At 48.1% G+C, this 20,960-nt stretch carries 14 protein-coding genes; 9 read left to right on the forward strand and 5 right to left on the reverse strand.

Features of this window, described 5'->3' with window-relative positions:
• The first annotated feature begins 7 nt into the window (after positions 1-7).
• Both DES35_RS10055 and DES35_RS10060 read left to right on the forward strand, forming a co-directional pair.
• Positions 8-430 (forward strand): hypothetical protein, encoded by a 423-nt coding sequence (locus DES35_RS10055; protein ID WP_125039464.1) that lies wholly within the window; start codon positions 8-10, stop codon positions 428-430.
• Complete coding sequence (locus DES35_RS10060; RefSeq protein ID WP_114366488.1) at positions 384-1,454, forward strand: pyruvate kinase; 1,071 nt, start codon at positions 384-386, stop codon at positions 1,452-1,454. Before DES35_RS10055 ends, DES35_RS10060 begins: the two co-directional genes overlap by 47 nt.
• Positions 1,455-1,460: 6 nt before the next feature.
• On the opposite strand, the gene clpX is transcribed toward DES35_RS10060, so the two are convergent.
• Genes clpX through DES35_RS10075 form a run of 3 tightly spaced genes read right to left on the reverse strand, consistent with a single transcriptional unit; the run spans position 1,461 to position 4,716 of the window.
• The gene (gene clpX, locus DES35_RS10065) at positions 1,461-2,717 is read right to left on the reverse strand and encodes an ATP-dependent Clp protease ATP-binding subunit ClpX (protein WP_114366489.1); all 1,257 of its coding nucleotides are present in this window, start codon (positions 2,715-2,717) and stop codon (positions 1,461-1,463) included.
• Positions 2,717-3,397: an ATP-dependent Clp endopeptidase proteolytic subunit ClpP gene (gene clpP, locus DES35_RS10070; protein WP_037359878.1), complete on the reverse strand. Its 681-nt coding sequence runs from the start codon at positions 3,395-3,397 to the stop codon at positions 2,717-2,719. Before clpP ends, clpX begins: the two co-directional genes overlap by 1 nt.
• Before the next feature lie 8 nt (positions 3,398-3,405).
• A complete protein-coding gene (locus tag DES35_RS10075) occupies positions 3,406-4,716 on the reverse strand; it encodes a trigger factor (RefSeq protein ID WP_037359877.1) in 1,311 nt (436 codons plus the stop codon).
• A gap of 166 nt (positions 4,717-4,882) precedes the next feature.
• On the opposite strand from DES35_RS10075, the gene DES35_RS10080 reads away from it, so the two are divergent.
• Positions 4,883-6,028 (forward strand): SPOR domain-containing protein, encoded by a 1,146-nt coding sequence (locus DES35_RS10080; RefSeq protein ID WP_125039465.1) that lies wholly within the window; start codon positions 4,883-4,885, stop codon positions 6,026-6,028.
• 601 nt (positions 6,029-6,629) lie between these two features.
• Here DES35_RS10080 and DES35_RS11565 read toward each other — a convergent pair.
• Positions 6,630-6,803 carry a PID-CTERM protein-sorting domain-containing protein gene (locus tag DES35_RS11565; RefSeq protein WP_170125736.1) on the reverse strand — a complete coding sequence of 58 codons (174 nt, stop codon included), beginning with the start codon at positions 6,801-6,803 and terminating at the stop codon, positions 6,630-6,632.
• Positions 6,804-6,823: 20 nt separating this feature from the next.
• Positions 6,824-14,743, reverse strand: a complete 7,920-nt coding sequence (locus DES35_RS10085) for a beta strand repeat-containing protein (protein ID WP_114366491.1) — start codon at positions 14,741-14,743, stop codon at positions 6,824-6,826.
• Positions 14,744-15,024: 281 nt separating this feature from the next.
• On the opposite strand from DES35_RS10085, the gene DES35_RS10090 reads away from it, so the two are divergent.
• From DES35_RS10090 to DES35_RS10120, 6 genes are all read left to right on the forward strand, one after another.
• On the forward strand, positions 15,025-15,288 hold the full coding sequence (locus DES35_RS10090) for a Lacal_2735 family protein (protein WP_244906344.1): 264 nt from the start codon (positions 15,025-15,027) through the stop codon (positions 15,286-15,288).
• Positions 15,289-15,535: 247 nt separating this feature from the next.
• The gene (gene gcvH / locus DES35_RS10100; protein ID WP_114366493.1) at positions 15,536-15,916 is read left to right on the forward strand and encodes a glycine cleavage system protein GcvH; all 381 of its coding nucleotides are present in this window, start codon (positions 15,536-15,538) and stop codon (positions 15,914-15,916) included.
• A gap of 85 nt (positions 15,917-16,001) precedes the next feature.
• Entirely contained in the window at positions 16,002-16,439 is a 438-nt protein-coding gene (locus DES35_RS10105; protein WP_307718911.1) for a VanZ family protein, read from the forward strand.
• Positions 16,440-16,742: 303 nt separating this feature from the next.
• The gene (locus DES35_RS10110) at positions 16,743-17,753 is read left to right on the forward strand and encodes a ribonucleotide-diphosphate reductase subunit beta (protein ID WP_037359865.1); all 1,011 of its coding nucleotides are present in this window, start codon (positions 16,743-16,745) and stop codon (positions 17,751-17,753) included.
• Between the two features lie 31 nt (positions 17,754-17,784).
• Complete coding sequence (locus tag DES35_RS10115) at positions 17,785-20,337, forward strand: ribonucleoside-diphosphate reductase subunit alpha (RefSeq protein ID WP_084180198.1); 2,553 nt, start codon at positions 17,785-17,787, stop codon at positions 20,335-20,337.
• A gap of 73 nt (positions 20,338-20,410) precedes the next feature.
• Positions 20,411-20,917 (forward strand): dihydrofolate reductase, encoded by a 507-nt coding sequence (locus DES35_RS10120; RefSeq protein WP_170125738.1) that lies wholly within the window; start codon positions 20,411-20,413, stop codon positions 20,915-20,917.
• The last annotated feature ends 43 nt before the right edge of the window (positions 20,918-20,960 follow it).

Raw genomic sequence — 20,960 nt, forward strand, 5'->3', positions numbered from 1 at the left:
TCATCTTATGAACGAAAGCCCGCACCTAGTCAAATTTTTGCAAGATTTGGAACACCAGTTTTGCCAAGCCGAAGCATCCGAAATATGTACAGCAGTACACGAACAGATGCGTAGCTCTGCAAAAAATCTGTACAAATACCTAATCCTGAGAAGCTACGATATGCGACAGGCTCAACAAGAGCTCCACCATCTGGGTCTGTCTTCTTTAGCGGCCGCTGAAAGTCATATCCACTATCAGCTGAGCAAAGTGCTGGGATGGCTCTGTCCTGAGTACATATCAAATCCCTGTTCTATTGACGATTTTACAGGGAGAAAATTGATTGCCGATAGGACTGAGATGCTTTTTGGTCCAAAAAAATCAACCCACGGAGACCCCTTACCTGATGGTTACCATAGACGAAAAAGCATTTGGCGATCCCCGATATTTTGATCAGCTGCTGCTCCACGGAATGAATGTGGCCAGGATCAATTTTGCTCATACTGATGAAGCAACGGCAAGGTCTATGATTGCGGCTCTCAGAAAATCCTCGGCCAGGGTAGGTATTGCTTGTAAAATCTACATGGACCTGGCCGGTCCAAAAATCCGGACCGTGATACCAGGGAACAAAAAAAAGATCAAAATTCAAGCAGGCGAAATAGTGAACCTGTGCACGCTCAACTCAGAACCGAGAGATAAAAAAACGATATGGGTAAGCGAAGCATCCATCTTTCAGACCGTATCGCCGGGCGACAGGGTCTTTATCGACGATGGAAAATTCTATGGAATTGTCGAAAAAAACGACTGCGATAAAGTAGCGGTCAGAATCCTTCGAACCCCTCAGGAAAAAGCTGAAATAAAATCCGATAAAGGAATCAACCTGCCCGATACACAGCTAAATACACCGTCTCTGACATCCGAAGACATAAAACATCTCCGATTAGCCGGGGAGTTTGCTGATCTTATTGGGTATTCATTTGTGCGAAAAAGGGAAGACATCAAAGTGTTGCGAACCTACATGCGAGAACTTAACATTCAGGTTCCGGTCATTTATAAAATCGAAACATCAGAAGCGGTTGAAAATTTCCCGGATTTGCTCATAGAGGCCATGCGCGAACCTTTGTTTGGAGTAATGATTGCCCGGGGAGACCTGGCAGTAGAGATAGGGTTTGAGCGGTTGGCTGAGATTCAGGAGGAATTGCTTTGGCTGGCAGAGGCGGCCCACATTCCCATGATCTGGGCCACACAAGTGTTGGAAAACCTCAACAAAACCGGGATATTGACGCGCAGCGAGATATCAGACGCCGTAATGGCTTCCATGTCCGAATGTGTGATGCTCAACAAAGGAAGGAACATCCATCAGACCATGAGGACCTTATCCGACATATTACAGCGCGAAACATCACATCGACAAAAAAAGCGCTTCACCATGCGATCCCTCAGCATAGCAAAGCGCTTTCTGCACAAAATTCAATAGCCAAAATCAGGACACGGCCTTGAGATGTTTGAACACATCGGAGTGTTCCAGCTGCATGGAGGCATATTCCACGCTGAGCACAAAGGTGTTTTCCTTAATTTGCATGGATGGCAGCTCAAACATGGCTTCCGTGAGAATGGTTTCACAAATGGATCTCAATCCTCTGGCTCCCAGCTTATAGCTTACCGCTTTATCCACGATGTAGTCAATGGTTTCGTCCGGTACTATCAATTCAATGCCATCGAGGGCAAAGAGCTTTTTATACTGCTTGAGCAATGCATTTTTGGGTTCTGTAAGTACTCTGCGCAGCGCCTCTGCGTCCAAGGGTTTGAGATGGCACACCACAGGAAGGCGCCCCAGCAATTCGGGAATCAGACCAAAAGTCCTGAGATCGGAGTGATTGACATATTCGAGCAGCTGCTCTTTGCCAAGAGACCTCTGAAGGCTGGAGTGATAGCCTACGGTTGTGGTGTTCAGTCTTCGGCCGATGATTTTGTCGATTCCCTCAAAGGCACCTCCGGCGATAAACAGGATGTTGCGCGTATCGACTTCGATAAACTTTTGCTCAGGGTGTTTTCTGCCGCCCTGTGGCGGTACATTTACCTTACTGCCTTCCAGCAGTTTCAGCAAGGCTTGCTGTACACCCTCGCCCGATACATCCCGGGTGATGGAGGGATTGTCACCTTTTCTGGCAATTTTGTCGATTTCGTCAATAAATACAATGCCTTTTTGTACTGCTTCCACGTTGTAGTCAGCAGCTTGCAACAAGCGTGTGAGAATGCTTTCCACATCTTCGCCCACATAGCCGGCTTCAGTGAGTACAGTGGCATCAACCATCGCAAAAGGCACGTCGAGCAGCTTAGCCACTGTACGTGCCAGAAGGGTTTTACCGGTACCCGTCTCACCGACGAGTATGATGTTGGATTTTTCCAGTTCTACATCATCAACTTCCGCACTTTCGCTAAAAATTCGCTTGTAGTGATTATATACAGCCACAGAAATGACTTTCTTGGCCATGTCTTGTCCGATCACATATTCATCGAGATACGACTTGATTTCGGAGGGTTTGTATATCTTGGTTTTTTTCTGACCGGAGCCGGGTTTGCGTTTTTTAGGTTCCTCACCCATTTCAGCACTTACCAGGTCATAGGCCTGCATCACACAATAGTCGCAGATCAGGCCGTTAATGCCTGTGATGAGCATGTTTACATCATTCTTTTCCCTCCCACAGAAAGAGCAAAACTGATGGTCAGGACTTTTCATCAGGAGTTTGCATTTGTTTTTTTAGAGAGCAGAATATCGTCGATCATGCCATATTCTTTGGCTTCTTCGCTGCGCATCCAGTAGTCGCGGTCGCTGTCAGCCGATATTTTTTCAAAAGGCTGTCCGGTGTGTTGTGCCAGGATGTTGTAAAGCTCATCGCGAACCCTGAGCGTTTCCTTCAGGGCAATTTCCATATCAGAAACCTGCCCCTGAGTACCGCTCATCGGCTGGTGTATCATGATGCGGCTGTGCTTCAGTGCAGTTCTCTTGCCTTTGGTTCCTGCACACAGCAGTACGGCAGCCATAGAAGCAGCGATGCCCGTGCAGATTGTGGCTACATCGGGTGCCACCACTTGCATTGTATCGTAAATCCCTAAGCCTGCATACACCGATCCGCCGGGTGAATTCAGATAAATCTGAATGTCCTTTTTCGGGTCAACGCTCTCTAAAAACAACAGCTGTGCCTGCACTATGTTGGCTACCTGGTCGTTTATAGCGGTTCCCAGGAATATAATCCTGTCCATCATCAGACGGCTGAATACATCCATCTGGGCCACATTCAACTGACGCTCTTCGATGATGTAAGGAGTCAACGAATTGGCCAGATACGATTCCACGTTCAGAGATGAAATGGATTTATGTTTTATGGCATATTTTTTAAATTCTTTACCGAAGTCCATTGTCAAAGCTATTTTTGATTAGAAAGTATTTCTTTGAATTGGGTAAACGTCACTTGGAAGGGGTTTGTTTTTACGGATTTAATTTTCTCAAAAAGAGCCTCTTCATACACCCGATCATACATGGTTTCGGATTGACGACTGTCGTTGAGGTTGTTTTCCACAATTTGGACGATCAAATCCTTAAGGGCCTCCCTTTTTTCTTCATCAATGCTGTTCAGGTGTTGATTGACATAATAATCTCTGACCTGCTCCCTGGAAATTTGTATATCCAGAAGCTTATTTATGGCTTTGCTGATGATGTTGCTTTTGATTTCGTACTCAAGCTGAGGGTATATGGATTCGAACTTTATTTCTTTGTTTTTTTCCTCCCGACTCCACCATTTTTCTAAAAATTCTTTCGGAATTCCATTGATTTTCGCTTCTGCTTTGGTCTTTATGTGTTGTATGTACACCCTTAAGGCGTCTTCGTTCAGATACTTTTCTATTTGTTCACGAATGGCGCTTAAAAGCTCCTCTTCGTTGTCAAACTTTCTGCTGTGTCCGAAGATCAAATCTTTCAACTCATCCATGGAAGGATCTTCGAAGCGGACCATTGCATCAAAGTGCAGATGATGCGCGGCTGTCAGTTCAGAAAATTTTTTATCATCCGGATTGACCAGAAATTCAGCAATGCGAATTTCCGTGTTTTGTTGGTCAAAAGCACTTTTAAATTCATCCAGTTTTTCGGGCAGGATGTCGGATTTGAGCACTACAACTGCATGGTCATGCGGCTGGCCGGGCTGCTGGTGGTCGTCATGTGCTGAGGTATGAACCAGAACTCTGAATCCATCGGCTTGAGAAAAATCATCGGTTGTTACGGTTTTCTTGTTTCGGATTTTGATGTTTTCCAACTCTTGTGCAAACTCCTCATCCGTCAGATACACCTGATAGAGGACTTCGCTGTGCAAATCCTCTGTGGAGAGCTCCAAGTCAGGTTCTAAGGCATATTCAAAGTGAAAGGCAAGATGTTCACCTGTGGTAAAATCTGCCTCCGGTGCCAACTCAGCCAAAGGCTCGAGTAGCAATTTCAGATTTTTTTCTTTCAATTCTTGATTGAAATAGGAATAGACCTTTTGGTATGTTTCATCAAAACCCAAACCTTGTCCATACATTTTCAGCACTACAGCTTCCGGTGCTTTGCCCGGACGAAAACCCGGTATGTTGGCAGTGCTTTGTACTTTTTTTAAGGCTTTTTTTCTCTCAGCAAGGTATTCTTCTTTCGACACAGTTATGGTCATTCGCTGATGATTATCAGAAAGTTCTACGGTCGTATTTTCCATTGTACGCTAATCAGTTTGAACCGACAAAACTATCCAATTCCAGGGTATTTTATTGGACTTTGTTAAAAAACCACGTAGTCAAAAAAAATAAAAAGGTGTTTTTAACAACTTTGTTTTATTTCCTTTAAAATTATTCTACTTTTACCGCATTATTAATCCCATCCAAATGAAAAATATGTTACATTCCGTAACTCTACTCCTATCAGTATTTTTTTCAACTTTGAATTCCATAGCTCAGCATGGACATTTTGTAGTGAGCAGTACCATAAGCTTTCTGCAGAATAGCTCTCCACTTGATTCGAGGGAATTTGCCAGATATAAACTAAACACTGCTCTGACCCCTGAAATTGGCTATCAATTCAATGATAACTTTTATGCAGGCGCTTTTTTGTCCGTTGGGATCTTGAACGGTGCAGACATCACGCGCTATTACGAAACTACTTTTTTCTCCCCCGGAGTTAACGGTCGTTTCAATTTTATGCCGCTGATTAGTAATCGTACGAAAGTCAGGTTGGAAGCTGACGCTGGCCTACAAGTGTTGTCCTTCTACGGCACATTGTACAACAGAAATTCCAATGCCCGCCTTAGCCAGGTGCCTGCCAACAGAAATACCCTGAGTTTTGGACCGGGTGGATATTTAGGTGCGCGCATGGCCTTCCCGGTATCGAAAAGTCTCGGAGTTACAGTGGGCTACCGATGGCATGTGCTTAACAATCCATGGATCGATTTGGTCAAAAAAACTACGGACGAGTCTTTTTCATTCATACACGATGTGCATGTAGATTTGAGACTTTCCTTAGAAAATATGCTGAAGGGTAATGAAGTTCGAGTGGACAGAAAAAAATACCAAAACCTGAACACCCAATTACAAGACCTGCAGCAAAATCAACAAAGACTGGTTGCCAGCAATGAAGCCAGACTTAAAGAGAAAGACGACCAAATCGTGGCAATGGCTCGCGAAATCGACAGCCTGAGGGCTTACATCGCCTCCATGCCCGAGAGGGAAACGGATAGCGACATGGCTCCTGCTGTTTCCTCATCGACCAGAAGTCCCGGAAAACAAGTTGACCCTATGGATGCGGTCAAGACCAAAGCCTTCCGAATCGTCGTCGGCAGCTTCCCCACTCAGCTCATGGCTCAATCCTATATGGAAAAATCCCCGCTGAACAATCCGGATATGTTTGTGGTGTATGTAGAAGACCTCAAAACCTACAGGGTCATTTACAAATCGTATCCTACACGCGAAGCCGCTGCAAAAGACCTTGGAAAGGTGCGTGAATCTGTGAAAACTGCCTGGATCATCTATTTTTGAGTGCTTTTAATTTAGGTTCTATTTACTTCAAAACTCTGTGGTTGGATGTTCTTCTTCCACAGAGTTTTTTATTTTGATGCTGCTATTCTTTTATTCTCCGACTCTGGAAATCTAAAGCTTTTAGCCCTGTAAGTACTAAATTCGTAAAACATCATACTGTTCAAATGCAAACTATAGCATCTCTAAACATAAGAAAAAATTTTTTCGATTATTGGTCATCCGCATTAACAAAATGAATTCATATTTCATTCTACAGAAATGAAAACCCTATCGATTGAATTTCGGAAGATAATTTATTTAAGCTAAACACCGAGCGGGTTTTGTTCAAAAAATTCATGCTTTAAAAAATTATTCTCAGTGGGTTTAAAAGCACCGGAATGCTAATACCATATTGATGAAAAAACTCTGTAGGAGCGATATGTCAATAAACCGGCTTTGAAGAAAAGCGACGAATATGATTAATCAATACAAACCAGGGAAATGTTGACATCATCTCCAAATCTAACAAAAAAACAAGTTCTGCAAGGATTTTTAATTCAATAAAAAACCCACATCCGATCAAGCCGGATGTGGGTAAAACCTGATCATAAACCAATGTATATCAATCTTTCCTCTCCCTCTGTTTACGGGCATATTCGCTGATGCCGTAGGTAACACCTGCAGCTGCCAGCAGGCCAATGATGCCATCCAGAGGAGTGGGATTGTTGGGCATTCCGGGCTGGGCAATCAATACCATCGGCAGTATGGCTGTCAAAGTCAACACAAGCTTTTTCATAGCGATCAATATTTTGAAGATTAGTAAACAAACTTTACGGTGGTCTGACCTTCGCGGCTGATCAATTGGACCATGTAAACTCCCGGACGCAGGGAGGGAATTGACCACCGGGTCAGCTCTCCGGCTCCGATAGCGATGACTTCCTCTGCTATGCGCTTGCCGCTTACATCCACCAGCCTGGCGGTAACAGGCCCGCTGAATCCGAGTGATTTCAGATGGATGCGGCCGTCGAAATACCATGCCTGAAGTCCTTTGATTCCACCGGATGACAGCTCCTGCTGGCCTACGTTGATCTGGTTGTAGTGCAGCACAAAGCGATCTTTGTTCATCTGTGGAGTGTGGGTGAAGGTGTAGGCACTTTGATTGTTTTGGAATACGAAGGTGGCATTGGTCTGCTTGTCTTCCAGGGTCACTTCGATGGTCGGGTCTATTTCATCCCGGTTGATGTGGAAGGTGAAGGTGCCTTGTACATCGCTTTCAAACCATACCGGCACGCTGGCTGTGCCCGTAAACGCCGGTAGATAGTTGAGTGCAAAGGATTGCATGCCGCTGCGGCTGTACACATTGTGCATGCCAGCATCGTTGCGCAGTTTGTACCCATCGTACAGGCGGTCGAAGCCAGGTGTACCATTGTTGTGGAAGCTGATCACAGCCTGATCGTCATATCCGTTGGCCGTGTTGGTCACTTTGATTCGTGTCAGCACTTCCCCGGCACCTGGTTTCTCGATCACCTGAGTACTGTTGGTGCTGCGCTGAGCGATATCGGCAGTGAGCGGCTCTGAAACAGTGGTTCTGATCCAGAAGCCCTGCATGGGTGGAATGTACCGACGATTGGAAGTCTCCGAAGTATTCCAGGCGACCCAGCCGGTATTGGTAGAGTTGCGGATGTAGATGGCAGCTCCTGTGTTGGGTCCGAGGGTCTGGCCGTTCCAGTCGTAGGAGGTCAGGTATGGATTTGCCAGGCAGTTCCAGCCGTCCGTAGGCCCGTCGATGGTGGGGAAAGTAGGTGTATTGGTGTACCCCAATGTAGCTGTCAGATTGGCTGCACTTCCGTAATTTCCGGTCAGCGACACGGCACCGGGTATTGGTCGGATAAAGGTGCCAAAGGGCGAATTTCCGAAGTAGGCCACATATCCGAGTCCGCGGATAAAGTTTTCGGTCGCGCTGGCAGGTAATACATAATCGCCTGTGGAGGCATCCCAACGGCGCAGCGGAGACTCTGTCGCACTGGTCACATTGAATTCACTGGTGCCGTCGTGCAGCTGATTGATGGGCACAGCAAAGGGCGATCCGATGGTATACCAGCGGGCGTTGTTGGGTCCGGTGGATGCATTCAGATACATCTGGCGGGTGAAGGTGCCGCTGCCCCTCACCGCTTGCTCCAGCAGGGAACCATAGCCTGAAGCCGTGGCTTCCAGCAGCACATTTCCGTTGTTGGCTAGGGCTGATGCACTGCCCATGGTCAGTGAGCCGCCGGCTTTTACCGTGAGGGTACAGCCAGTGGCGATGAGCAGTTCTTCATCGAGATTCACGGCTGAAGAGATCTCCGGCTGGGTCACTGAACTATTGATCACAGCTACCACAGTAGATGCCGTAGGTACGGCACCATGACTCCAGTTGGCAGTATTGGTCCAGGCGGCTGTGCTGCCGAGCCAGACTCCGGGTACTGTGCCTTCGTAAGCGCCTTTGGCAGGGGCGGTAGCGCTGCGGGTAGCACCTGTGATGTCGGTAGTTATGCCGCTGATGGGTTGGGCAAAATAGCCGTTGAAATCCGTAGGTGTCAGATCAGTAGAGGAGGTAAAGCTGGGATTGCGGCTGATGGACATTCCGTCCTGACCGGTGGCCGTCTGCCAGTCGGTGAGGGTGGTGATGTTTGTATTACCAAACATTCCAATATTCTGCGCAAAATAATTGTTGAAATTGATTGTGCTAAAGGGAAGGGATGAAGATTCTATTGCGACAGCGTATCTCGTGCCGGTAGTCATCTGATTGGCTATCACGTTGTTTTGCAGTACGTTTCCGGATGTCGTAATGTTATGCACCAATACTCCGGAGCTGTTAGCAGCATTTGGTTGATTGGTCACCAGATTGATGGAATTGTGTGCAATCAAATAGCCCCCTCCGCTCTCCAGCCGTATTCCAACTCCATTATCTGTTCTATTACCAGTCCATCCTCGTCCTCTTATATTGCTGATGGAATTGTTTACTACCGACAGGTTTGTGCTGGATGAGGTTGAAGCTAACCGAATACCGCTCATACCCCATGCATTAGAATGAAAATTAAATGCGTTATCAATTATGTTTCGAGCAATTGTGCCGCCGGATTGAATCCCAGCAACAGCTATCGCAGCAGGGTCATTGTTGTTAATATTAGCTAAGATACCAGTAATGGTATTGCCCACCACGGAAATGTTTGACTGATTGGATACAAAAATACCTGAATGACCTATGGAATCTCCCACTGCTAACGGGACAATCTGATTGAATGAAACCAAATTGTTATCCTCTGCTGACGTTGGACCAACTAAGACAATTCCATATAGAGCTTTTCTTATGATGTTTTCTGTATACAGATTATCGGAATTTGGAGCCAAAGCTGCAGTTCCAATGGTCGGTCCGCTGGAAACAATGGCGGCTAAAGTGCCAGATGTTGAACCTCCTTCTAATATACAGTTCCTGATCACATTGTTGGTAGCGCCATTTCCGGCCGAAGGTGAAATCAGCCAAATACATGCTGCCGATGATGAGGTACTGCTATTAACTATTCGAAGATATTCGCCACTGCCACCAAACCTTCCGTCGATGGTGACCCGATCCGCTCCATTAAGGCGTATCAGGCCGCCGGCAAACGAACCGGAGATCAGTCGCGGGTCGGCATCATCGGGTCGGATGGTAATGGTATATCCCCCCGGCGAGACTTCTCCAAATTCATTCAGAGCTACCGTGCCAGGCTCCGTGATATCGCTGATGATCTCAGCGATCAGATCACCCCCCAATAGTGAATTGTTGACCGCCTCAAACAATCCTCCGGTGCCCGTCAGTGTGGCATAGGTGCCTCCGGTGCCCACCGTTACCGTGCCGGAGAGCGGAGTAGCTATGGAGTATTGATTGATTGTGCCTCCAATGGGAAAATTAGCAGCGGTCAGCGCCACAGAAGTGGGTGCGGTGGCAAATGTACCGGAATTGATCCCCACATTGGGCGTAGGTGCCAGGTCCTGTGCCACTACAAAATATTGAATCACATCGCCGGCCGACACAGCACCTCCGTTGAGTAGGGTGTAGTCGATGGTAAAATTGAAAGGAGAGGAAGTATTGGAGGCTTCCACAAACTTCCAGCCGTTGTCGGAGGAGGTGTTTCCTGCGAAGGTATTGTTGTCCGATGACTTTTTGTAGTAGATCCTCGGCCGTGTGCCGCTTGTCGTATTCACTCCGCTGACGTCGGTAATGGTGGCAAAACCGGTCAACACCCGTGAAGTGCCCACAGGACCATTGCTAAGCGCAGTGTAGCTGATCGCCGGAGCAGCTAAATCTGCGACTTGTTCATAGGCCCCGATGGTAGGAGTCGTAGCACTTCTCGAGGTGCCGAGAAAATCCACCGTGATACCGCTGATCGGAGTACCCGCTCCTACTAAGGGAGAACCCGGCTGAGGAGAAAGATTTGTATTGGAGTTAAACAGAGGATCTGCCGAAATGGAGTTGGCATCCTGACCGGTGGCTGTCTGCCAGGCGGTGAGGGTGGTCACATCGGCTGAACTGATAAAACCAAGTATTCCCTCCGGACCGGATGGATAATAATCGTTGTAGTTGATCGTGGTAAAGGCTGAAGCTGCTGCTGCAGAGTAGATGGCATAACTCTTCGATGTGGTATTTCCAAGATTGTCCATGCTGTTGGCAAACACATTGTTTCGAATGTCCAAATTGCTTGCTCCGCTACCCACATACAAAGCTGTTGTAATCGTTGATGTTGCCGCACGGGTATATGTATTGTACATGTTAACGCTGTTGTAATAGAGGTTTATACCGCCAGTGGTGGTAGTTAAGGTTGAAGAATTACCAATAACCCCAATCACAATACCCATTGACGAAGAATTGCCGAAAGCGCTCCAGTTATCGCCTGTAACTCCGTACACCACATTGTTTGCCAGGGTGATGTTGCTGGATGTGGAGCCAGTACCTACTGTAATCCCTCTGCCACCATAACCGTCTGAGCCCGTATAAGCACTTCTTTTTACGACATTGGATGAAACCATGGTATTGCTCACCCCTGTTTCCAGCGAAATGCCTACAGGGGCATTGGATGTACTTTGTTGTACATCTACCTCATTGCCAGAAATGGTAGAGCCTAAAACATTGCTTACGCGGATGCCGATGGCTGCGACGCTCGTACTGCAGGTTACTGAGTTGCCTGAGATGGTCAGGTTGTCTAAGCCGCCGGCTGAGGTAGAAGCCGTTCCAAAGGCATAAATACCATTGGAGGCAACCGTAATGGTGTTGTTTAAAATGGAATTGTCATCGTTGTCGGCACCCGAACTGCCCAGGGTACTGCCTCCAAGGTGAATGCCATACGTCGTAGCAGCGATGGTACCGGTAGAGATTGTACAATTTCGTATCGTATTGTTGGTAGCCCCCTGGCCTGCTCCGGAGCTGATGAGCATAAATACGGCAGAACTGCTTGTCGAGGTATTTTGAAAGGTCAACCAACTGCCACTGCCACCAAACCTTCCATCGATGGTGACCCGATCTGCTCCATTCAGGCGTATCAGGCCGCCGGCAAACGAACCGGAGATCGTTTTACTGCTGGCATCGGCCGGGCGGATGGTCAGGGTCCAGGGACCTCCGGATTCTGTAAATTGATTCAGAGCATTGGCGCCGGTTTCCGTCAGATTGTCCAGAATTTCGGCTACAATGTTTCCGGATACGATTTTGGCATTGATATCCGCAAACAATCCTCCGGCTCCGGTAAGCGAGGGATAATCACCTCCGGTGCCTACCGTGACCGTACCGGAAATGGTGGGGACAATATTGAACGTATTGATGGAGCCGCTGATCGGGAAATTTCCGGACACCAGGGCCACAGAAGTGGGTGCGGTGGCAAACGTACCGGAATTGATCCCCACATTGGGCGTAGGTGCCATATCCTGTGCCACTACAAAGTATTGAATCACATCGCCCACAGACACCCCGCCACCGTTGAGTAAGGTATAGTCGACGGTAAAGTCGAAAGGTGAGGATGTATTGGAGGCTTCCACAAACTTCCAGCCGTTGTCGGAGGAGGTATTGCCCACAAAGTTATTGGCATCCGTTGATTTTTTGTAATATATCCTAGGCCGTGTGCCGCTTGTCGTATTTACCCCACTGGGATCGGTGATGGTGGCAAAACCGGTCAGCACCCGCGAGGTAGCCACAATGTCGTTGCTTAACGTGGTGTAGGAAATCGAAGGCCCTACTAAATCCAGCGGAGTCATATTCCCTTCAAAACCTCCGATATCAGGTGTAGAAGCACTGCGGGTGGTGCCGTAGTAGTCATCCGTAATTCCTAAAATGGGCACCCCTCCGCTTTCAATCTGGGTTGGGATGTTCAGGTCAATTTTCAGAAAGTCAGCAGAACTGCCTGAGATGCTCTGGAAATTGGGATTTTCGGTCACAGAGGCTGCATCGCGGGGCGCTACACGGGCCTTGTAGTCCGAAAGCGTCTGATCCGAATTGGTCCCATCGAAGAAAATCAGATTGGTGGTGCTGGGCGTTCCGGCATAAAACAAATTGTTGTTGGAAGCGCTGGCAAAATTTGCAAGAGCAGTACCCGACCTTTGATAGGCAACTGTTCTACCCGTGCCGTTGGCCGTGGATACATTCACAAAAATGTTGTTGCGCATGGTCAAAGCTGCTGTAGTAGCTGTGGCATTAGCAGTAACAAACAGCGCTGCCGAACCAAAATTTGTGGCCGAAGAGGATGCATCTAAATAAACTGTATTGTAGGATAAACTAATTGTAGTATTTGGTGTAGCAGTTGTAATATTAATGCCTCTTACAGCTGGAACTGTCGCAGCACTGATACCTGCATTGGGGGCTTTGATGTCTGCAATCAGGTTGTTGTAAATATTTGCTGTACCCGCGGTACCTAAGCCAGCTAGAAGCATTCCGGAGACGATCGGGTTACTGGTGGACGTGCTCTGGATGTTGTAGATCTTGTTTTTAAACACATTGGGGGAGCTGCTGATGTTTTCGATGCCAATTATCGTGGTTCCGGCGCCACTGATGCTGTGGACAGTATTGCCGGACATTGTTCGAGTACCAGTGGTTGTCCAAGCATAAATGCCCCTGACTATTCCTGTTCCGTTATGAGTTAGATTGTACACTAAGTTATTGCTATATGTTTCTATCGTTGGGCTTGCAGAACTTCTGATTCCATTCATTTCACCCGAACCACTTGTTTTGATGCAAGACAAATTATATACTTGATTATCGTTAACAGTTAAAGTACTGGTAGGGACCTGTATACCGTACATGATTGAAGCCGTACCTGAGCCACCAATGCTCATATTGGAGACTACATTGTTATTTACGTTAACCACCATACCGCTGACACCACCAGATACAAAAATCCCAATGGTCGTTCCGCCTGTAGTTCCGGTTCGGGATATGTTGTTTACGGTGTTGTTGTTTACATTGAATGTGGACGCGGCATTACTTCCGGTAGTGTAAATTGGATACACTGCTCCACTACCCGTCAGAGAGGCAGTAGAATAGCTTAGATTTGTAACGCTGTTGTTGGTAATATTTAAAGTAGCGGGTGCAGCAGCACTATTAAATATTCCGAAAAACGACGCACCACTGGTTGCTGTCAGGTACTCGCCGGTGATTGTGTTATTGGTGATGTTTACCGTATTGCTTGCCGGTGTAGCTCCCATTCCGCTTTCAATAGCAGCGACTTGTTGCGTTGTTCCACCGCCTTTGATGGTGACGTTGTTGTAGGATATGGTAGCATTGGCGCTGAGGCCTGCCTGAGCAAAGATGCCTCTCAGGGTGTTGGGATGATTGACTCCGGCTCCGTCGTTGTTGTTGAGGGTATTGTAGGAGATGTTGATGCTCCATTGGTGGTTGGCGCGAATTCCGGCCGCCGGATTGGTCGCACTGGGTGCCCCTCCGTAGTTAAGAATGGTGTTTCCGGTGGAAGCGCTGGTTCCGCCGATGTCGTTGTTCAGGTCACCAAGAAAGGTTAAGGGGTCAGGATTAGGCCCGACTCCTGCAGTGGCAGCAAAACCACTGAGGGCGATGCCGTAGTTGCAGTTTTGAATGGTATTGCCGTAAAACTTGTTGTTTGAATTGGAGCCGGAAGCGGCTGAGGGTGTCAGGGCAGTGGTAGCGGCTGTTCTGGTGGAGTTGATCACCAGGATGCCCACAGAACCTTCTACCATAGGCCCGGAACCTGACGCATTGTTTACTCTATTGAGTGTGATGGTACAATTCTTTATTGTCACATTCTGACATCCGTCGGCAGCACTGGCCTTAAACAAGGCTAATCCAAACTCCATCGTAGCCGGGTTGGCTGCATTTGGATCCAGCAAGTCAATCCCATCAATGGTCACGTAGTCGCTGCCCGACAATGCCCAGATCCCATCCGGACTTGCTGAAGTAGGTGTGGAGGTACCGGTGTAGGCGATGATTTGAGGATTGGCTCCCACACCGCTTTTTTGAAAGACGATGGGGTTGGCAGCTGTGCCAGTAGCCGTAAGTACAATAGTGGATAGGATGGTTTCCGTATGTCCCGCAGCCACATTGAACGTAACCCCCCCTGCACCTACGCCGTTGGTGTTGAGGTCCGCTACAGCTGCAGCGATGGAAGCATAATCGCCCGGGATGTTTTTGGTGCCCGTGAGGGGCTGGGCATGCAGGCCCCAGGTCAAGATGGCCAACAAGGTTATTGCGTACACTTTTTTCATATGGGAAAATTTACGTGCAATAGTATTTCAATGCTTTTTATCTTGCAAGCATCATTTGTTAAATTATGCCATTTTCTTTACGTATTTTATTAAAAAACGAATTTTTTATTTTTTTTACCTTACTGATTTCTAAGTGTTTTTTCTTTTTATTTGGTTGCACGATATATTTTTTTGTAAGATTTTATTTGTTATATTTATAGCTTAACATTGCGGCAACATTCGCAGTAGTGCATTGACAAACCATTGATTATCAAAAAATTTCTGATGACTGCACCATCAAAGTGGCAAAAAATTCGTTTAGAGAATTACCGGTAGGCACAAACAATTGGCATATCTATTTGTCTTACATTCAAAACAGAAACAACATGTTTGGACTCTTCCGGAAAAAAGACCCTCTGAGCGAACTTCAGAAAAAATATGAAAAAACAATGGCGGAGGTGCATAAGCTCTCGCACGTCAACAGAAAGAAAGCCGACTTGCTGATGGCAGAGGCTGACAACATCGCGCGCCAAATCGAAGCATTGAAAAAGGCAAAAAACCGATAGGACAGGCCGATGCATTGCATTTCGCGGGTTACACAAGAAGCAGTCCAAGTTGAATGCGGCAGGTGCATCTGTACAACAATGCAGAGGCCCAGGCATCGAACAGCACCTGAGAGGAGCTGTGTGAAGCAAAAACCACCACATATTTTGCCCGGACACCTCCTGGTCGAAGGTGCAACGCGAGGTTATACAAAATTTCAATAAAGTGCATCCCTGAAAAGTACATTTGCCTCAAAAATTTGAAGTAACCATGAACATACCCGCTGATCTTCTCTACACCAAAGACCATGAATGGGTGCGCATCGAAGGCGATATCGCAACGGTGGGCATCACGGACTTTGCTCAAAGCGAGCTGGGCGATATCGTCTTTGTGGAAATCGAGACCCTGGGCCAGACATTGGAGCGCGAAGCCGTATTTGGCAGCGTAGAAGCCGTAAAAACCGTCTCTGACCTATACCTGCCTGTTTCCGGTGAAATCGTGGAAGTCAACGAAAAAATCAACTCCAATCCCGAGCTGGTCAACAGCGACCCTTATGGCGAAGGCTGGATGATAAAAGTGAAACTTTCAGATCCATCTGACCGCTCCGGACTGCTTTCTGCCTCTGAATACCAGCAGCTGATCGGCGCCTGAACCGACTGTAGAGGGTGAGAGTCCGACCGTTGGATTTCTGATACAGGGGTTTGGGCAGAAGCAGGGCGGATGGATGGTGTCTGTAATGCTTTGCATCTGCTCACGCCCCTTTCAAATATGTAAATCGATGGAGAAATATTTTCGCTGGATGCCCTTTGCTACATACACTGCAGTGCTGACCTATCTGCTGCTGATTCCATCCGACCGGCTTCCCTCCCTGCTGGCCGAAACCAGCGACAAGATTCTCCACTTTCTGGCCTTTGCCCTCCTGATGTTGCTGTATCTGGCCGGGTTGAGCAATTTTTTCATACGTCGAAAGGTGCACATGCCCTACCTGGTAGCGGGCTTTGCGGGCCTGAGTCTCTTCAGCGGACTGCTCGAAATTTTTCAATACTTCATCCCCGGGCGCAGCGGGAGTCTAGCCGATTTTGGCTTCAACAATCTGGGGCTTTTGGCGGGAGGTTTTTTTGCCCGGATGGTAAACTGTCTTGTTTCATCTTGCACTCCCTCTGCTTCCGATTAAAGCAGCACGGCAGTCAAGCGAATCAAATTCTTTTTTACACGGTAAGTTATTAACAATTCGTGTGAATTAATGTTGGCCTCATTTGGGCTCGTTTCATGAATTGCATTGGCCTTTTCTAAATTTCAGCAACTTATCCCGTGCAATTTCTGTTTTATGTTAGTAAATCCGTTGGATTGTCGAAAACTAACATTTGGTACTTCGGTTTTTATTTTTCAGTTTTGAAACACCTTGGGAAAACGTCGCTCAACTGAGCCCCAGCCTGTTACATATATTATTGAAATTCAACATTTTAACTAAAAAACTATGGCCACAGAAATTGAAAAGACTACAGAGCCCTTGCTGATGGAAAACAAGGACCGCTTTGTGCTATTTCCCATCCAACATCACGACATCTGGCAATTTTACAAAAAGGCAGAAGCCTCCTTTTGGACGGCCGAGGAGATCGACCTGCAGCAAGATCTGACCGACTGGAGCGATAAGCTCAACGACGACGAGCGCCACTTTATCAAACACATCCTCGCATTCTTTGCCGCCAGCGACGGCATCGTCAATGAAAATCTGGCGGAAAATTTTGTCAATGAGGTCCAGTACACCGAAGCCAAATTTTTTTACGGCTTTCAGATCATGATGGAAAACATTCACTCTGAGACCTATTCCTTATTAATTGATACCTATATAAAAGACCCGGTAGAACGCGACCGGCTCTTCCACGCCATTGAAAACTTCGACGCCATCAAGGAAAAAGCCGACTGGGCCTTGCGCTGGATCAAATCGCCGTCCTTTGCCGAAAGGCTCATTGCCTTTGCAGCTGTGGAGGGCATATTCTTTTCCGGGGCCTTTTGCTCGATCTTCTGGTTGAAAAAGCGCGGCCTGATGCCGGGGCTCACCTTTAGCAACGAACTCATCTCGCGCGACGAGGGCCTGCACGCCGACTTTGCCGTGCACCTGCACAACCACCACCTGGTAAACAAAGTGAGCCAAAAACGCATCACGCAGATTCTCGACGAGGCCCTGAGCATCGAGCGCAAATTCATTACCGAAAGCCTGCCCGTGCGCCTGATTGGGATGAATGCCGACCTGATGACTCAATATCTCGAATTTGTGACCGACCGACTGCTCTCCGAACTGGGCTGCCCCAAGCTCTACAACGCCACCAATCCGTTTGACTTTATGGAAATGATTTCCCTGCAAGGCAAGACCAACTTTTTTGAAAAACGCGTGTCCGAATACCGCAAAGCCCGCGTACAGGTCGAAACACCAGCCGCAGAATCGGTAGCCGTAAAAGACGAAATTTCCTTCGACGCTGATTTTTAAACCGTTTAACCCCAACCTAATTGCCAAAACTATGTATGTAATAAAAAGAGACGGCCGTAAAGAGACGGTGAAATTTGACAAAATCACCTCCCGCATCGAAAAACTCTGTTACGGCCTCAGCCCTCTGGTCAATCCCATTTCCGTGGCCATGAAGGTAATCGAGGGCATCTATGACGGAGTGCACACTACCGAGCTCGACAATCTGGCTGCTGAAGTGGCTGCCTCCATGACCACCACACACCCGGACTACGCCATGCTGGCCTCGCGAATAGCTGTGAGCAACCTACACAAGAACACCAAAAAGTCGTTTTCCGAAACCATAAAAGACCTCTATCACTACATCAACCCAAAAACCGGAGAACACGCCCCGCTGATCGCCGAAGACGTGTATGAAATCGCACAAGAGCACGCCGAACTGCTCGACAGCGCCATCATCTACGACCGCGACTTCGGATACGACTACTTTGGTTTTAAGACCCTGGAACGGTCCTACCTGCTCAGGATCAACGGACAGGTGGCTGAGCGCCCTCAGCATATGCTGATGCGCGTATCGCTGGGCATTCACAAGCGAGACATCGATGCCGTGCTCGAAACCTACGACCTGATGAGCAAGCGCTATTTCACCCACGCTACCCCAACCCTGTTCAATTCCGGAACGCCCAAGCCCCAAATGTCGTCCTGCTTTTTGCTCACCATGAAAGACGACAGCATCGAAGGCATCTACGACACCCTCAAACAATGCGCTAAAATCTCCCAATCAGCCGGGGGTATCGGACTGAGCATTCACAACATAAGGGCCACAGGCTCCTACATCCGAGGTACCAACGGGACCAGCAACGGCATTGTGCCCATGCTGAGGGTCTACAACGACACGGCCCGCTACGTAGACCAGGGAGGCGGAAAGCGCAAAGGCTCCTTTGCCATCTACCTGGAACCCTGGCATGCCGATGTATTTGAATTCCTCGATCTGAAAAAAAATCACGGAAAGGAAGAGCTCCGCGCCCGCGACCTCTTCTACGCCCTTTGGATACCCGATCTATTTATGAAGCGGGTGGAGAAGGACGAGCATTGGACGCTGATGTGTCCCAACGAATGTCCGGGGCTTTGCGACGTGTACGGCGAAAAGTTTGAGCAACTCTATGAGCGATACGAAAGAGAAGGCCGTGGCCGCAAAAAAATCCGCGCCCGCGATCTATGGCAGAAAATCATCGAATCGCAGATCGAAACAGGCACCCCGTATATGCTCTACAAAGATGCCTGCAACGAAAAAAGTAACCAGAAAAACCTGGGCACCATTCGCTCCAGCAACCTCTGCACCGAAATCATCGAATACACAGCTCCCGATGAGGTGGCCGTGTGCAACCTGGCCAGCATCGCCCTTCCGATGTTTGTGGATGCGGGCAAGTTTAACCACAACCTCCTCTATGAAGTCACCTACCGGATCACCGTGAATCTCAACAAAATCATCGACCGCAACTACTACCCCGTGCCCGAAGCAGAGCGCTCCAACAAGCGCCACCGCCCGATAGGCATCGGCGTACAGGGCCTGGCCGATACGTTCATCAAGCTGCGTCTGCCCTTCACCAGTCCGGAAGCCAAAATGCTCAACCGCGAAATTTTTGAAACCATCTATTATGCAGCTCTGAATGCCTCTTGCGATCTGGCCATCTTCGACGGACCTTACGAAACCTACCCGGGCTCACCCATATCGCAAGGCATCTTCCAGTTCAACATGTGGGGGGTAGACGAAAGTCAGCTGAGCGGACGCTGGGATTGGGCAGAGCTGCGCCAACGCATCCTCAAAAATGGCGTGCGCAACTCACTGCTGCTGGCACCTATGCCAACCGCATCCACATCGCAAATCCTCGGCAATAACGAATGCTTCGAACCCTACACCTCCAATATTTACACCCGCAGGGTGCTTTCCGGTGAATTTGTGGTCGTCAATAAACACCTGCTGCAAGACCTCATGGCGCTGGGGCTGTGGAGTGAAGAGATGAAAAACGAAATTATCAAAGCCAACGGATCCATTCAGCACATCGACATCATCCCCCTTGAAATCCGCGAAATATACCGAACGGTTTGGGAGCTGAGCATGCGCGATATCATCGACATGGCAGCTGACCGCGCCATCTTTATCGACCAATCCCAGTCGCTCAACCTGTTTGTAGAAGCTCCTACTCTGTCCAAACTCTCCAGCATGCACATGTACGCCTGGAAAAAAGGACTGAAAACCGGCATGTACTACATGCGCACACGGCCGGCAACCGATGCTATCAAATTTACCGTGAGCAAAGAATCCTCACTTACCCAACCCACGGCTGAGACCACCCCAAATCTATTGCACCGATACTCCTACGCCGAGCGCGAGGCCGAAAAGCGCGCTGCCGAGGAACTCGCCCGCAAACGCATAGAAGCACTTGCCACACAGCAACGCAATCATCAGGCGACACGCCCGGCAGAAAAAAACACTCAACCTGACCTATTTGCTCCGCAACAGGATGCCCCCGCTGCCGACGAAAGCCAAAAAGCCATCGCCTGCAGCCTGGACAATCCCGATGCCTGCGAATATTGCAGCTCGTAGACTTTTACCCGTACCCGTCATCATAAGCCGGACACCCTTCCGGCTTTTCTTTTTGAAAAAACATAAATTCAATATGCCAGAACTCATTATAATCGCAGCCATAGCCCAAAACCGCGCTCTGGGACGCAACAACCAATTGCTTTGGCATCTGCCGGCCGACCTTCGCCACTTCAAAAAACTGACCATCGGACAAGTTGTACTGATGGGAAGGCGAACTTATGAATCCATCGGCCGCCCCCTACCCAACCGAATCAATGTGGTCATCACCCGCAATCGCGACTTCCATCCGCAGGGAGTGGAAATCTTTCACTCGCTGCAGGAAGCCATCAAAGCCAAGAATGACTGTGAAAAGCTCTACATAGCCGGAGGAGCGGACATTTACCGACAGGCATTGCCGCTGGCCCACCGCATGGAGCTCACTATCGTACACCGAGATTACGATGCTGATACATGGTTTCCGGAGTGGAATCCGGACGAATGGGAAACCCAAAACACACAGCAGATCACCGACCGAGATTCCGACACAGAAGTACAGCTTACTTTCCTCTCCTTGATTCGAAAGCAAACAACATCGCCGTAATCAAAAAAATTATTAAATCAATCCCGATCCAAAACCATCGTCC

Source organism: Schleiferia thermophila, from assembly GCF_003337435.1.
Lineage (GTDB): Bacteria > Bacteroidota > Bacteroidia > Flavobacteriales > Schleiferiaceae > Schleiferia > Schleiferia thermophila.

Excerpts from the sequence above, each read along its gene's own strand:
- DES35_RS10105 (WP_307718911.1), top strand. The coding sequence starts at position 16,002 with ATGCTTTGCATCTGCTCACGCCCCTTTCAAATATGTAAATCGATGGAG.
- DES35_RS10120 (WP_170125738.1), top strand. The coding sequence starts at position 20,411 with ATGCCAGAACTCATTATAATCGCAGCCATAGCCCAAAACCGCGCTCTG.
- DES35_RS10085 (WP_114366491.1), bottom strand. The coding sequence starts at position 14,743 with ATGAAAAAAGTGTACGCAATAACCTTGTTGGCCATCTTGACCTGGGGC.
- DES35_RS10075 (WP_037359877.1), bottom strand. The coding sequence starts at position 4,716 with ATGGAAAATACGACCGTAGAACTTTCTGATAATCATCAGCGAATGACC.
- gcvH (WP_114366493.1), top strand. The coding sequence starts at position 15,536 with ATGAACATACCCGCTGATCTTCTCTACACCAAAGACCATGAATGGGTG.
- DES35_RS10055 (WP_125039464.1), top strand. The coding sequence starts at position 8 with ATGAACGAAAGCCCGCACCTAGTCAAATTTTTGCAAGATTTGGAACAC.
- clpP (WP_037359878.1), bottom strand. The coding sequence starts at position 3,397 with ATGGACTTCGGTAAAGAATTTAAAAAATATGCCATAAAACATAAATCC.
- clpX (WP_114366489.1), bottom strand. The coding sequence starts at position 2,717 with ATGAAAAGTCCTGACCATCAGTTTTGCTCTTTCTGTGGGAGGGAAAAG.
- DES35_RS10060 (WP_114366488.1), top strand. The coding sequence starts at position 384 with ATGGTTACCATAGACGAAAAAGCATTTGGCGATCCCCGATATTTTGAT.
- DES35_RS10080 (WP_125039465.1), top strand. The coding sequence starts at position 4,883 with ATGAAAAATATGTTACATTCCGTAACTCTACTCCTATCAGTATTTTTT.
- DES35_RS10110 (WP_037359865.1), top strand. The coding sequence starts at position 16,743 with ATGGCCACAGAAATTGAAAAGACTACAGAGCCCTTGCTGATGGAAAAC.
- DES35_RS11565 (WP_170125736.1), bottom strand. The coding sequence starts at position 6,803 with ATGAAAAAGCTTGTGTTGACTTTGACAGCCATACTGCCGATGGTATTG.
- DES35_RS10115 (WP_084180198.1), top strand. The coding sequence starts at position 17,785 with ATGTATGTAATAAAAAGAGACGGCCGTAAAGAGACGGTGAAATTTGAC.